The sequence below is a fragment of the Pseudomonas sp. FEN genome (genome assembly GCF_904067045.1).
Classification (GTDB): Bacteria; Pseudomonadota; Gammaproteobacteria; order Pseudomonadales; family Pseudomonadaceae; genus Aquipseudomonas.
In genome coordinates this window covers 433,514-446,311 of record NZ_CAJFDC010000010.1, presented here as the reverse complement: position 1 = coordinate 446,311, position 12,798 = coordinate 433,514, and the positions used below count along the sequence as shown (strand labels likewise).

Sequence of the window (12,798 nt, the reverse complement as noted above, 5' to 3'; positions counted from 1 at the left end):
CCGACCGTGCCCGACTTTCCCTGGCAACCCAGCCTGCGAACCCCCGACCCCGCCGTTCGCGAACTCGACCCGCGCTTCAGCCATTATCGGCTGGCGCATGCGAAGGTTGAGCGCGTCGCGGGTGGCCTGCGTTGGGCCGAAGGGCCGGTGTGGTTCGGTGACGCCCGCCATGTGCTGTTCACGGACTTGCCCAACGACCGAATCCTCAAGTGGGACGAACAAAGCGCCGCGCTCAGCGTATGGCGCTACCCGTCGAACCAGGCCAATGGCATGACGCGCGACCGCCAGGGCCGCCTGATCGTCTGCGAGCACGGCGGCCGCAGGGTCACCCGTACCGAATATGACGGCAGCCAGACGGTACTGGCCAGCCATTTCCAGGGGCTGCCGCTCAATTCCCCCAATGATGTGGTGGTCAAGTCCGACGACTCCATCTGGTTCACCGACCCACCCTTCGGGTTGGCAAGCGATTACATGGGGCAAAAGGGTTGTGCGCAACTGCCTGCCAACCTCTATCGCATCGACCCGCTCAATGGCGAGTTGAGCTGTGTCGCCGACGACGTGCAAGGGCCCAACGGACTGGCCTTTTCACCGGACGAAAAAACCCTGTACGTCGTCGAGTCCCGCGCCCGACCGCGCACCATCAAGGCTTTCAACGTCAGCGAAGGCCAGGTACTCGATGCCGGAAAAGTCTTGATCGATGCCGGCGTCGGCACGCCTGACGGTTTGCGTATCGATATCGATGGCAACCTCTGGTGCGGCTGGGGTAGCGGCGAGGCAGGCCTGGATGGTGTGCGCGTATTCGCCCCGGACGGCACCGCCATCGGTCATATCGACCTGCCGGAGCGCTGCGCCAACTTGTGCTTCGCTGGCCCCAGGCGCAACCGGCTGCTGATGGCCTCTACCACCTCACTTTATTCGCTTTACGTGAATACCCGCGGCGCCACCTGAGAGGTGTCGACCGTTGATCCACAACCCCAACCCCCAAAAGGTACAGTCGTGAAAAAAACAACAAAAGCGTCGCTTATGGTATCCGCAGGCCTCGGCAGTCTGCTCGCTGTCAGCGCCCAACTGCAGGCCGCCGAGTTGCATGTCATTGCCACCGGCGCACTCAAGGGTGCCATGCAACACCTGCAGCCGGCCTACGAGAAAGCCAGCGGCAACAAGCTGCTGATCAGTTGGGGGCCATCGATGGGCGAGTCGCCCGATTCGATCCCTCAGCGGGTGTTGCACAAGGAGCCCATGGATTTGGCGATCATGGCCGCCGAAACACTGGACCAACTCTCGGGCACCGGCTCATTCGAAATGGCCACTCGCACCCAGATTGCCTCCTCTCGGATCGGAGTTGGCGTCCCCAAGGGCCAGCCAAAACCCGATATTTCATCGGTGGATGCGCTGCGTCAGGCACTCCTGAACGCCAAGCGGGTCGCCTATTCGCAAGGCGCCAGCGGCGTCTACATCTCGACGACCCTGTTCAATAAGCTCGGTATCAGCGAACAGATGAAGTCGAAAAGCGTGGTGATCGAAGGCAAGGAACTGGTGGGGACGGCCTTGGCCCGCGGCGATGCCGAACTGGGCATGCAGCAAGTCAGCGAGTTGAAAGTCACCCCCGGTGTCGACTTCGTCGGCCCGCTACCCGACAAGGTACAAAAGATCAGCCTGTTCACCGCCGTGGTGGCCAAACAATCGACTCAATCGGCCGCCGCCAGATCCTTCATCGAATACCTGACCAGCAAGCCGGCCATTCAGTTGCTTGAAGAGAGTGGCCTGGAACCCGGCAAGACCCTTTGACTTTTTCAACAATACCGGAGAATAACAATGAAAAAATTCGCCTTGAACCTCTGCGCGGCGGCCATGCTGACCGCCTGCGCCAGCGCATTTGCCAGCTCTGCCCTGCAACACGACGTGATCAAGTACGACAACGTACAGATCGACGTAACGTCCCAAGGCAAGGGTCCGGTCATTGTCATGCTGCCCTCCCTCGGCCGCTCGGGACGTGACTATGACCAGGTGGCGGAGGATCTGCAGGCCAAGGGTTTCCGGGTGGTACGCCCTGAACCGCGCGGCATCGGCAAGAGCGTCGGGCCGATGGAAAACCTCTCCGTCCATGATTTTGCCAAGGACGTCGCCGCCGTCGTCGAGCATGAAAAATCCGGGCCTGTGGTAGTAGTCGGGCATGCCTGGGGCAACTTCCCGGCGCGTCAGCTGGCCGCTGATCGCCCAGACCTGGTACGCGGTGTCGTGTTGGCCGCCGCTTCAGCTGGCAAGGTACCACCAGGCTCGACAGAAAAGCCCATCGGTCCGGAAATGCGCAAGGCCATCGACGGTGCCGGCGACCTGTCGCTGTCCAAGGAGCAGCGCCTGATCTACCTCAAGCAAGCGTTCTTTGCGCCGGGCAATGACCCGACTGGTTGGCTCGACGGCTGGCACGAAGCGACACACGAAGCTGAATCCCATGCGCGTAACACCACGCCGGTGGACGACTATTTCGCCGCTGGCAAGGCGCCGATTCTTGACCTGCAGGGTGAGGATGACGCGGTGGCGCCCCGCCGCTTCTCACAGGTACTGAAGAACATGCTCGGGGACCGGGTTTCGGTAGTCGTGCTGAAAAAAACCGGCCATGCCATGGCCCCCGAACAACCTCAAGCCATGGCGGATGCAATCGCCTCCTTTGCCAGCCAGACCTATGGCCTGAAAGCCAAATAACCCATGTCTGCTCAGGCGCGACGTCGCTCAAGGCGCGCGCCTGATCATCTAGCGGACATGCGCTTCAAAAAACTCAAGCGCCCTTTCGTTGAGCTGCTTGTGCACGGCAACGCGGTCGAATCCCTTGGCATCAACGCAGAACTCCGCTGCATCCTGCTTCAACGGCGCAGAACAGGGGGCGAGAAAAGCAAAATGCGCGGCGCCGGGAACGAGGTTGATGGCCGCCACGATGAAACCGGCATCGGCCAGTGTCTCGGCCAAATCATGATGGCCAAGGACCAGGCAAACCTATCCCCCATTTGAGCTGGCCCCACCAGATGGACGATACCAAAACCGACACTGACTGCCGAACTGATCACAATGAAACTAGGACAGCCGCTTTGCCAGGTAGCGGGCAGTGGACGGGCACAGGCTACGGAACTCGAGGGACTAGCCGCCGTGCTGGAACTGCCAGAACTCACGCTCAGGCTCGCCAAGGTCTCCGTGAGGCAAGCCCTCGGCACGGAGCAATGCTATCAGCGAATCAAGGCTCTCAAGCGGGGTCATTTCGATGGATTGGGAAACGGGCATGAAACATCACCAGGAGGATGGAGGATGAGTGTCACCAGCAACATCAGGGTAGCAGCCCCATCGAGTGCAGCAATCATCCGAAGCGATAAACCACAAATGGCGAGCGGATGATCCGTTTAAACTACCGACACCTTGTATGGACACTCGGAATGAATGCCCCCCATGAAGAAAATCACCTCACTGTCGTTCCTCCTGACCTGCCTGCCACTGCCAGGGTGGGCCGGCTGGTACGAGGTGCGCAATTACACCGGAACCCTGGGTAGCCATTCGGTGCATATGTCGCTGCAGACGTATATGTGGTTGCAGCAAGGTCAGCTCGGTAAGGTCGATGGCAGTTATTACTATGATGAGCATCGCATCCCGATTGCCTTACATGGCAAGCAGCAGACTGAAAAGCAACTGGAGCTCTGCGAAGAGCCTGATAAAAAGTGCCCGATCACACTGACGGTGACTGACCAAGGAGCAAGCGGTACTTGGCGTGACGGGACGCGGACCTTGCCGATCAACCTGCAACAGGTGGGGCGCCTGGACAACACCGATGACAACAACCAACTGCTTGAAGGCAACGTTGAAGTCCCAATGTGGTCCCGTACCCAGGATCGAATGTTCCTGGGCGTCTACGGCATCCAGGCCCCTGTAGAAACCTACCAGGTGCCCTACATCACCATGAAGGCGGTCAAGGAGGTCGAGATCAAGACTGGCAATCTGGTAAGGACGCTGGAGGTCGATGACATGGCCGGTTTGTTAATGACACCGATCTATATGAACATCGAGGCTACGGTCCAGAGCAACGGTGTGAACGTGCTCATTGAGCATGGCGATGGCCGGATGGGTTACGACGAAACACGGGTTATTCCGGATTAGCCAAACCTTTTCCGGTCTTGCGCCGCGACTCCGTGTCGATAGCGATAGCGTCAGCCTCACCCAAAGCGGCGGGCAGGAGAACGAGCGCGCGCTCTTGCCCGCCAGGGCCAAACTGGAATCAGCGACTCCCCCCCCCACTGAAAGGAGAGTGTCAGCTCAAAACGTCGAAGGAAGTTCCCTACAGCTCAACCATTGTTGTCTTCTTCGCTTCATCCAGTACCCATTGAGCAAACGCTCGTATTGGCTCCCTGCTCAGTTCAATAGGCTCGGGGAGGATGAGGCTGAAGGTTTTGGAGATGGTTTTCCCATCTGGCCACGGTGCGACCAACCGACCTTGCGCAAGTTCGGTTTCAATGTAGAGGCGCGGTACCAGAGCAACGCCAAGACCGGCCAAAGCAGCCTCGATCAACATTGCATGAAGATCGTAGCGCGCCCCCATTGCCGGATGGGTCAGTGGGATTCCAGTCTCCTGGGAGTAGTGTTGCCACGCATCGGGGTTCTGTCGCCGATGCAGTCGCGGCAAGGTATCCAGCGCAGTTGCCGTTTTGACGCCCTTCAGAAGCCCGGGATGGCAAACCGGAACCAGCACCTCATTCATCAGAGGGTGCGGGCGCATTCCTGTCCAGGCCGGATGCTCGAAATGGATTGCGGCATCGAACCCGCTTCCGGCGAGAACAAAGGGTTCCGTACGCTCGGTAAGGTGCACAGAGATGTTTGGACGCTTATGCCTGAAGAGTGGCAAGCGAGGAATGAGCCACCGCATAGCGAAAGTCGGGACGGTGGCTATGTCGAGGCTCGCGCCATCGCTCGGCTGTCCCATCAGGTATCGGCTATCCCGCTCCAGTCGATCGAGCGACTCCCGCACCTGGGCTGCGTAGCGCTCCCCGTTAGGCAGGAGTCGGACGCGATTTCCGACTCGCTCGAACAGCATGACATCGAGGAATGCTTCCAGCCGGCCGATCTGACGACTTATTGCCCCTTCGGTGAGGGATAGTTCGTCCGCCGCGCGCGCGAAGCTGCCATGACGGGCGGCAGCCTCGAATGCCATCAGTGCAGTGTTGCTGGGAATCTTTCGGCGCATGAACGTTCCTGATTCAGGGCAAGGTACCCAGGCCACCTTGATATTTCTTCACTGAAGGTTACCAAAAAATCGATTTATACGCCGCGATGCACGTCATACCGTGACAGAACATCAACAAGCGAACCCGGGCGCCTGAGACTCCCGGCCAGGAGTGATCTGATGATCTATACCGTCGAGTGCAGCTTCGCCGATCCAGCCAGCGAAGCAGAGTGGAATCATTATTACAGCCTGGAAAAACTGCCAGCGCTCATTTCAGTGAACGGATTCCATACCTCGCAGCGCTTCAAAGCATTGAGCGCCGGGTGCCCTGTCTACCTTGCGCTTCATTCGATCGACAATCTCGCTGTTCTTCAGGCAGATGACTATCGTCAGAAAGGCGGTGGAAACTTCGCGCGCTGGCAACAGCACATCACCGATTGGCACCGCAATCTTTATGCTGGTCTTGACCGAGCTCCGGCCATCGGTGCAGACGAGTATCTGGTGGTGAGCACAACCGGCCTCGAGCCGCTCATCACGATGGGCCTCACGCCTTATCAGATTCAAGCAGTCGCATTGGAGAAGTACCCTGAGCATCGATGGCTGGCGAAGCTCGATCGTCCCATCGAGTCCGGTGTGGAATATTTACCGGAGGACGTCCACCTCTATGCGCCGATGACCGCGCAATTGACGAGTGGCGGTGACGCCACATCCGAATATTGGCCAGAATTACAGCAATGAATAACATGAAACTCCCGAGCCAGCAGATTGGAGAGTTTTCGATCACTGCCATCAGTGACGGATATCTTTGTGCAAGTCTGGATTGGCTTTCCAATATTGATCCAACCGAGGCAACCAGATTGCAGCAAGAAGCAGGTGTGGGTGATCCGTCGTCGATCCACATCAATTGCTACTTGGTTCGTGGCCGTGGCCGAACGATCCTGATCGATGCGGGGGCAGGCGGATTCAAGCAATGGGGTGGCAAGCTGCAGGCCAATCTTGCTCTTGCAGGCGTGCGCCCCTCGGAAATAGATACGATTCTTCTGACCCATGCGCATCCCGATCATATCGGAGGGCTGATCGATGCATCTGGAGAAATTGCCTTTCCCGATGCTGAGTTGGTTGTCCACCAGCAGGAGGTTTCTTTCTGGAAGGACGACGGCAATCTCAGTCGAGCGAGTGAGCGCGTTCGTGGAAACTTTCTGTTCGCTCGGAGGATATTTGACAAGTATCGGAAAAAGATACGCACGTTCACTAATAATGAAATACTCCCTGGCATCAGTGCGATGTCCCTTCCGGGGCATACCGCCGGGCATTCTGGTTATCGCCTAGAATCCAAAGATCGCAGCCTGTTGATTTGGGGAGACATCGTTCATTTTCCCCAGATCCAGATTGCTCGTCCCAATGTATCAATTGCATTCGACCAAGATCCGCTTCTTTGCGCGGCTACACGGTCGAAGCTATTGGATGTCGTCAGTTCGGACAAGCTCCTTATCGCTGGCATGCATCTTGGTGAACTCGGCTTTGCACACATCGAACGGGCAGGTAAGACCTACAAAATCTCCTATGAAGCCTAGGCAGGCAGAGGTCGTGCCGCCTGTCCCCTGACCCGATGAAAACGGACCCAGCCGTGCCGTTTCTGCTCCTGTCACTCAAGGACGAGCACGTTGATTCATAGCCTCCGGCAACACCCACTCAAGCCCGACGCTGTCGGGCTGTTTTATATCTGCGACAAGCGACCATGACTCTCCGAGACGGAACACCTAGTCCTTGTAATGAGCACTCACCTCTGCAACAGCACCTTCCTTCAGCGCCGCCATTGCTGCTTGAACTTCGCCTAGAGCAATATCCGGGTCTCCAGCAACATTCCCCATATCAGCCATCGAGACACTCAACTGCACGGGTATATTGGCGGCAGGCAAGGCAATCAAGCTGGTAGGTGCCCCCACGCCCTGGGTAACATTGACTGTTTGAGCACGAATGCTCAATCCCCTTATCGTGGTCGCTCCCGTCCCCAGGTCTTTGAGAGTTCCGTCCGCAGCAGATCCAGATACCGCGACAACCATATTCACTTGCCCCTCCGACTTCGTTTTATCCCCGCAGTTCGCTGTACACTTCGTCAAAGATACAGTTCTGTTCAGGCGTGCAAAAATCGGTTGCAAGGTAAATCCCTTTTCACCAAATACCTCAACTTTCAATACCACCACGGCACTTGGATTTTTTTCATCACCTCTCACAAGTGCAATACAGTTCGCCTCAATCAGAGAACCGCTCATCACCACAGTCTTGAATGTTACCGATCGCGATGACTCAGACTTAATCCTCTTGACATAATCTGTTACTGCGCCTGTAACAACATCCACTACAACCTTTGCCGCGATGGGTACCCAGATCGCGGCTGCAAACGCCTTCGGCTGCCCGGATTCGCATAAATTGGTCACCGTCTCAGGAAGACCCGATATTCTTGTATTATTAATTTCTGTTATTGCCAGGATCCCGTCTTGCTGCTTTATCTCGTCGACGTCGGGGTGAATCTTCGAAGTGGTTACTATCTTGGCGAGTTGACAGCCACTTAGGAAAATCAGCACAAGTAGAACAACGACGGCTCTCATCACTAGCACTCCCTGCAATGTATGGGTAATGGCAGCGTAGTAGCACCCGAGAAAGCCAGCAAGTCGCCACCATCCATGTCCCGGCACAAAACCATCATCCCGATGAACACGTAGCAGACCGTTACCCTCCCCTTGGTCACCCTCGACGGCCGCAAAACTTTCGAAGGGCGGGTTGAAAGGCCGTGAGCAGATCATCTGTGTACTCGCCTCGCTGGCAAGGATTGAGCAGTAGGGCCACCGCGACAAAAGCTGCGCGCAAAACGATGGTGGTCCAGATCCTTTGAAAGCCACCGCGAACCTATGGCATCACTCTTGCTTCCTAACACATCACATCAGCAGGACCAGCTCCTGCAAGGCAAAGGCGCCTGAATCCGCTGCGGATATTTTGCAGAGGCTTCAGGCGTTTTTTTTGGCTACCGCACTGGAGATTCCGACACATGAAGTGGCTTACTTACCCTGCATTCTTGCTGCTACGCGAATGGGGTATCGTTGGCATGATCCGCACGCTGTTGGCAATCAGCCTGGTGAGCGGCGCCACCAGCCTGATCGCTGCGACGCTGCCCACAGGCCCCCTGTGGGCGGTACTGGCCTACCTGGCGATTGCCAGCCTGTGGCTGTTGTTGCAGGAGACCGGGCAGTTGCAACGCGACTGTGAAGACGCCGCCCAGCATGGCGCTCGGGAGCCCGCCAGCACTGCCGAGTGGCTGCTGCAGCCGATCAGACGAAGCCTTCAGCATCGGCTGAACCGCGAACAACGCCAACAACAACTGCTGCAGCAGCGTCTGGATGAGATATCCCACTCCTCCTACGAACTCGAACAAAGCGCGGCGCTGGTGACCAGCAATGCCGAAGGGCAAAGCGAATCGGCCACTGTCGCCGCAGCGGCGATAGAACAACTGAATGTGAGCATTTTGCAGGTCGCGGCGCTGGCCGATGAGTCGCGTCAGACCAGCGTCATGGCCAGCGAACAATTGACCGAAGGGATCGACCAGCTCACCAACTTGGTGCGGCAGGTGTCCGAGATGGCGCAACAGGCCATCACCACCAATGAACTGATCCTCCAGCTGAACACCAACTCGCGCACCATCAATGAAATGTCCGGCACCATCCGCGAGATAGCGTCGCAAACCAACCTGCTCGCCCTGAATGCCGCCATCGAAGCCGCCCGCGCAGGTGAGAGCGGCCGTGGTTTCGCCGTGGTCGCCGATGAAGTTCGCCGCTTGGCCTTGCACAGCCAGGAGTCGGCGGCAGAAATCAGTCGCAACATCGAATCGGTGCAACAGCACATCAAGGAGGCCACGGTGCAAGTGTCCGACTTGACCCATCTGGCGCATCGCAGCGCCAGCAGTTCCGAAGCGGTGTGCACGCTGATCAATCAGGTACAGCAGCGCACTCTGCAATTGACCGGGCAGGTCGACCAAGTGGCGGTCAGTACCGAACAACAGGGCAAGGCCGTTGCGGAAATCGCCGAACTGGCCGACCGCGTCCGCCAAGGCAATGCCGACAACCTGCAGGCCGCCGATCAGGCGCGGTCCATCGCCCACCACCTGGCTCATCTGACGGGGTAATCAGCATGAATGGATTGCACGGACTAGCGCTCTTACTCGCTTGCGCCAGCACCTTGGCCACCCTGGCCCTGCTGTTCTATGGCTTGCACCGGCGCCGGCAGCGGCAAAAGCGCCAACATATCCAGTTGAACATCCGCCAGTTGGCCTTGTTACGTGCACTGATATCCGGCTTTCAGCGCCATCGCGGCCTGAGCAACGGCGTGCTCTGCGGCGATGCCAGCCTGAGTCAGGATCTTGCCACCGCACGCCAGGGGCTGGACCAGCATATCCGTGCGGCCCAGGAGCTCGACGGCACGCACCGGGCCGCCTGGAACAGCTTGATCGATCACTGGTCACGCCTGCGCGAGGGACGCAGTAGCGACCGGGCGAACAATCTGGCGCAGCATCACCTGATCATTCGCAACAGCATCTTTCTGATGGAGGATGTGGCGAGCGAAATCGATCTGAGCGAGGGCCGTGCCGAGCTGAGCTACCTGCCCTGCATCTGGCACGAGGTCGTCCAGGCGGCAGAATGGGCCGGCCAGGCGCGTGCCTTGGGCACCGGCATCGCGGCGGCCGGCCAGAGCAGCGCCGAGCAGCGCGTGAGGATGCGTTTTCTCTACCAGAAGATCGAGCTGCTGGCCGACACGGCCTTCGCCACTCTGCAACGCCATGCCAGCGATCACCCGCAGGCTGACGTGTTCCGCCTGCAGCATCGCGAACAGAGGGTGGAGGACTTTCTACGCTGCACAAAAGACGAGCTGCTCGACCAGGAACGCCCGGTGATTGCCGCCAAGGCCTACTTCCAACGCGCCACCCAAGCCATTGATGAACTGCTGGCCCTGGTGGATACGGCGCTGGCTCAGCTACAGCCCCGCTAAGGGACTACGGATGCCAGAGACCGTCCAGATGCTCGCCTGCTTGCCAGTCCACGGCCCTGGAAAATCCAGGGCGATTCAGGCGGCGGTTCCTTCATGGCCTAGAGCGTGTAAGAAATACCAACCTGAACGGTTCTCGGCTCACCGGGATAGGCGTAAACATTGCCAAAGGCGCCCTCCTCATAATCACGGTCGAATACGTTCTTCACATCGAGATTGAGCCTGACCTTATCATTGACTTTGTAAAAGCCGAGCAGATCGACGACAGTGTAACTGCCCATCGAAAACCCCGTGTTAGCGGTCTGTCCCGCCCGTTCAGCAACGTACTTGCTACCCACCCCCAAACCTAAACCTTTCAGATTGCCATCCTGGAACTCATACACGTTGAGCAGGCTGAAGCTGTTCTTCGGAATGTTCATCAGCCGGGTACCCGAGCGGATCACGTTGTCCTTGGTGACCTCTGCGTCAACATAGGCATAGCCGCCAATCACCCGCCACTCTGGGGTGACGTTGCCGGTCACGTTCAAATCCAAGCCACGGCTGCGCACCTCGCCAGCAGCCACGCTGAATGTCGAGTCCACGGGGTCGACGGTGAGGACGTTGCGTTTTTCAATTTGATAAATCGCCGCATCCACACTCAATTGGCGATTCAATGCCTCCCATTTGATACCCACCTCATAGGATTTGCCCTTTTCCGGTTCAAAACCGCCACCCTGCCGACTAGCCCCGGTATTGGGTTTGAAAGAGCGCGCGGTATCGGCATAAACCGCCACGGTATTGGTAAGGTCATAAAGCAAGCCGAGACGCGGCGTCACCGCATTGTCGCTCACCTCCCAGCTCCTGCTACCCGGTACAAAGGTCTCGTAGTCATGTTCAAAGCGCTCGAAGCGAGCGCCAGCCAAGACCTTCAGACGCTCAGTCAGCGCGATTTGATCCTGCACGAAGGCTGCGTATGTCTTGAGGTTTTCCTTGTCGTTGGTTGGCGTGCGAGTCAGAGCCGGACGAGGCTGGCCATAGACTGGGTTGAAGATATCAATTGGGTAGGCACCGAGCGCACCGGCGGAGCGCTGAATGATGGACTTGTAGTCGTAATCCTCGTACTCGACACCGGTCAGCAAGGTGTGATCGAAACCACCTATGGAGAAATGCCCGGTGAGGTTCACCTGAGTGTCATGATCCGTCCACTCCAGCTTCCGATAATTGAAGTTTCGCCCCAGCGTGCGCCCATCAGCGGCGACGCCATTGGCCTCGATAGCATTGCCTTGCAAAGTGCCATCAAGCCATTGGAAACCACCACCTAATGTCCAGTTGTCACTCAGGAAATGCTCGAATCGCAGTTGGGCCATGTTGTTGTCGTTGTGCAACTTGCCAACGTCTTTTTCACCGAAGAACGTGTCGCGCGATGCGCTGCCAATCTGATTCGGATAGCGCGTCACGCCGCGATCCAGCGGGTGATTGTTGCGCATGAACTCGCCCTCGAAGATCACCTTGGTGTCGTCGTTGACCTGCCATGAAACAACTGGCGTCACGCCATAGCGTTCGGTTTCAACATGATCGCGGAAGGTATCACCGCCCTCTCCCACCACATTCAGGCGATAGGCCAGACGTCCTTCTTCGTCGAGCGGGCCCGAGGCATCGAGCGTGCCACGTTTCATTCCCTGATTATCAAGTTGACTCCCCAATGTCACAGTACGTTCAGCTAGAGGCTGCTTGGAAACGACATTGAATGTGCCACCAGGATCACCCCGGCCATAGAGAGTGGTCGCGGGGCCTCGCAGTACTTCAAGCCGCTCGATGGTGTTCGCATCGGGCATGCTCGGATAACCACGGTTGATTGGAAAACCGTTGCGATAGAACTCGCCGGTGGTAAATCCACGCACGGTGAAGCTGGTCAGCCCCTGGCCACCGAAGTTGTTAGCCCGTCCTACTCCACCGGCGTAATCGAGGGCCTCCTGAAGACGAGTGGCCCCGATGTCCTCGGCAGCATCTTTGGTCACCACGCTGATGGACTGCGGAGTTTCGTGAATCGAAGTATCGGTTCGCGTCGCGCTGGCAGAACGTGTCGCACGATAGCCATTCACCGGACCTTGAGCCGTTTCATACTCCGCCGTCCCAACGATGTCGGTCGCTTGCAATTCCAGACTGGTTTTATCGGTTGTAGCTTGCTCCGCCCAGGAGGAAGCAGAAAACGCCTGAAGCACGCAGAGAGAAACCAGAGTAAGACGCATCTAGGAAACCTTGAGAAAATAGCCAAATGGTACGGCATACGTGCCAATAATTCGCAGAACATGATATAACATGCTATCCGCTTTTGATACTTATTCGCATTTGTATTTTCTGAATGCCATCTCTGATTCGACTGATCGCCATGGAGTGGCGACGCCGATGGCAGACTACTTCCTCATCGCCCTCGCCGCCGCCACCGCCATCCTGGTAATCGAACTCTTCGTTACTCCGGCATGCTGGTGGCGCGGCTGGAGTGAAACGCCGGGACTGGAAGAAGGTGCGCTTCGGCGCACCTTTTTTATCCGCCGGCCCATCCAGATGGCCACTTAACAGTAGTATTC

General features: G+C 57.6%; 14 protein-coding genes. 9 read left to right on the top strand and 5 right to left on the bottom strand.

Annotation, left to right across the window (positions count from 1 at the left end):
- The first annotated feature begins 6 nt into the window (after window positions 1-6).
- From PFEN_RS10770 to PFEN_RS10760, 3 genes are all read left to right on the top strand, one after another.
- Window positions 7-948, top strand: a complete 942-nt coding sequence (locus PFEN_RS10770; protein ID WP_191486810.1) for an SMP-30/gluconolactonase/LRE family protein — start codon at window positions 7-9, stop codon at window positions 946-948.
- A 75-nt stretch (window positions 949-1,023) separates the two neighbouring features.
- Window positions 1,024-1,788, top strand: a complete 765-nt coding sequence (locus PFEN_RS10765; RefSeq protein ID WP_191486809.1) for a substrate-binding domain-containing protein — start codon at window positions 1,024-1,026, stop codon at window positions 1,786-1,788.
- 27 nt (window positions 1,789-1,815) lie between these two features.
- Complete coding sequence (locus tag PFEN_RS10760; RefSeq protein WP_191486808.1) at window positions 1,816-2,703, top strand: alpha/beta fold hydrolase; 888 nt, start codon at window positions 1,816-1,818, stop codon at window positions 2,701-2,703.
- A gap of 48 nt (window positions 2,704-2,751) precedes the next feature.
- Here PFEN_RS10760 and PFEN_RS10755 read toward each other — a convergent pair whose 3' ends face one another.
- Window positions 2,752-2,964: a hypothetical protein gene (locus tag PFEN_RS10755; RefSeq protein ID WP_191486807.1), complete on the bottom strand. Its 213-nt coding sequence runs from the start codon at window positions 2,962-2,964 to the stop codon at window positions 2,752-2,754.
- Between the two features lie 168 nt (window positions 2,965-3,132).
- Entirely contained in the window at window positions 3,133-3,273 is a 141-nt protein-coding gene (locus PFEN_RS10750) for a hypothetical protein (RefSeq protein ID WP_191486806.1), read from the bottom strand.
- Between the two features lie 162 nt (window positions 3,274-3,435).
- On the opposite strand from PFEN_RS10750, the gene PFEN_RS10745 reads away from it, so the two are divergent.
- The gene (locus tag PFEN_RS10745; RefSeq protein WP_191486805.1) at window positions 3,436-4,137 is read left to right on the top strand and encodes a hypothetical protein; all 702 of its coding nucleotides are present in this window, start codon (window positions 3,436-3,438) and stop codon (window positions 4,135-4,137) included.
- 178 nt (window positions 4,138-4,315) lie between these two features.
- Here PFEN_RS10745 and PFEN_RS10740 read toward each other — a convergent pair whose 3' ends face one another.
- Window positions 4,316-5,218 carry a LysR substrate-binding domain-containing protein gene (locus PFEN_RS10740; RefSeq protein WP_191486804.1) on the bottom strand — a complete coding sequence of 301 codons (903 nt, stop codon included), beginning with the start codon at window positions 5,216-5,218 and terminating at the stop codon, window positions 4,316-4,318.
- A 159-nt stretch (window positions 5,219-5,377) separates the two neighbouring features.
- Here PFEN_RS10740 and PFEN_RS10735 point away from each other — a divergent pair, with 159 nt between their 5' ends.
- Window positions 5,378-5,935: a sugar ABC transporter gene (locus PFEN_RS10735; RefSeq protein ID WP_191486803.1), complete on the top strand. Its 558-nt coding sequence runs from the start codon at window positions 5,378-5,380 to the stop codon at window positions 5,933-5,935.
- Window positions 5,932-6,771 (top strand): MBL fold metallo-hydrolase, encoded by an 840-nt coding sequence (locus PFEN_RS10730; RefSeq protein WP_191486802.1) that lies wholly within the window; start codon window positions 5,932-5,934, stop codon window positions 6,769-6,771. Before PFEN_RS10735 ends, PFEN_RS10730 begins: the two co-directional genes overlap by 4 nt.
- A gap of 186 nt (window positions 6,772-6,957) precedes the next feature.
- On the opposite strand, the gene PFEN_RS10725 is transcribed toward PFEN_RS10730, so the two are convergent.
- The gene (locus PFEN_RS10725) at window positions 6,958-7,806 is read right to left on the bottom strand and encodes a hypothetical protein (protein ID WP_191486801.1); all 849 of its coding nucleotides are present in this window, start codon (window positions 7,804-7,806) and stop codon (window positions 6,958-6,960) included.
- A 437-nt stretch (window positions 7,807-8,243) separates the two neighbouring features.
- Here PFEN_RS10725 and PFEN_RS10720 point away from each other — a divergent pair, with 437 nt between their 5' ends.
- Both PFEN_RS10720 and PFEN_RS10715 read left to right on the top strand, forming a co-directional pair.
- Entirely contained in the window at window positions 8,244-9,374 is a 1,131-nt protein-coding gene (locus PFEN_RS10720) for a methyl-accepting chemotaxis protein (protein WP_191486800.1), read from the top strand.
- Window positions 9,375-9,379: 5 nt separating this feature from the next.
- Window positions 9,380-10,234 (top strand): nitrate- and nitrite sensing domain-containing protein, encoded by an 855-nt coding sequence (locus PFEN_RS10715; protein WP_191486799.1) that lies wholly within the window; start codon window positions 9,380-9,382, stop codon window positions 10,232-10,234.
- A 98-nt stretch (window positions 10,235-10,332) separates the two neighbouring features.
- On the opposite strand, the gene PFEN_RS10710 is transcribed toward PFEN_RS10715, so the two are convergent.
- Window positions 10,333-12,459 (bottom strand): TonB-dependent siderophore receptor, encoded by a 2,127-nt coding sequence (locus PFEN_RS10710; RefSeq protein WP_191486798.1) that lies wholly within the window; start codon window positions 12,457-12,459, stop codon window positions 10,333-10,335.
- A 70-nt stretch (window positions 12,460-12,529) separates the two neighbouring features.
- On the opposite strand from PFEN_RS10710, the gene PFEN_RS10705 reads away from it, so the two are divergent.
- Window positions 12,530-12,787, top strand: a complete 258-nt coding sequence (locus PFEN_RS10705; RefSeq protein WP_191486797.1) for a hypothetical protein — start codon at window positions 12,530-12,532, stop codon at window positions 12,785-12,787.
- Window positions 12,788-12,798: the final 11 nt, after the last annotated feature.

Bases quoted from the DNA above. Each gene is read 5' to 3' on its own strand.
- PFEN_RS10765 (WP_191486809.1), top strand. From the start codon at position 1,024: ATGGTATCCGCAGGCCTCGGCAGTCTGCTCGCTGTCAGCGCCCAACTG.
- PFEN_RS10760 (WP_191486808.1), top strand. From the start codon at position 1,816: ATGAAAAAATTCGCCTTGAACCTCTGCGCGGCGGCCATGCTGACCGCC.
- PFEN_RS10750 (WP_191486806.1), bottom strand. From the start codon at position 3,273: ATGCCCGTTTCCCAATCCATCGAAATGACCCCGCTTGAGAGCCTTGAT.
- PFEN_RS10745 (WP_191486805.1), top strand. From the start codon at position 3,436: ATGAAGAAAATCACCTCACTGTCGTTCCTCCTGACCTGCCTGCCACTG.
- PFEN_RS10740 (WP_191486804.1), bottom strand. From the start codon at position 5,218: ATGCGCCGAAAGATTCCCAGCAACACTGCACTGATGGCATTCGAGGCT.
- PFEN_RS10735 (WP_191486803.1), top strand. From the start codon at position 5,378: ATGATCTATACCGTCGAGTGCAGCTTCGCCGATCCAGCCAGCGAAGCA.
- PFEN_RS10730 (WP_191486802.1), top strand. From the start codon at position 5,932: ATGAATAACATGAAACTCCCGAGCCAGCAGATTGGAGAGTTTTCGATC.
- PFEN_RS10725 (WP_191486801.1), bottom strand. From the start codon at position 7,806: ATGAGAGCCGTCGTTGTTCTACTTGTGCTGATTTTCCTAAGTGGCTGT.
- PFEN_RS10720 (WP_191486800.1), top strand. From the start codon at position 8,244: ATGAAGTGGCTTACTTACCCTGCATTCTTGCTGCTACGCGAATGGGGT.
- PFEN_RS10715 (WP_191486799.1), top strand. From the start codon at position 9,380: ATGAATGGATTGCACGGACTAGCGCTCTTACTCGCTTGCGCCAGCACC.
- PFEN_RS10710 (WP_191486798.1), bottom strand. From the start codon at position 12,459: ATGCGTCTTACTCTGGTTTCTCTCTGCGTGCTTCAGGCGTTTTCTGCT.
- PFEN_RS10705 (WP_191486797.1), top strand. From the start codon at position 12,530: ATGCTATCCGCTTTTGATACTTATTCGCATTTGTATTTTCTGAATGCC.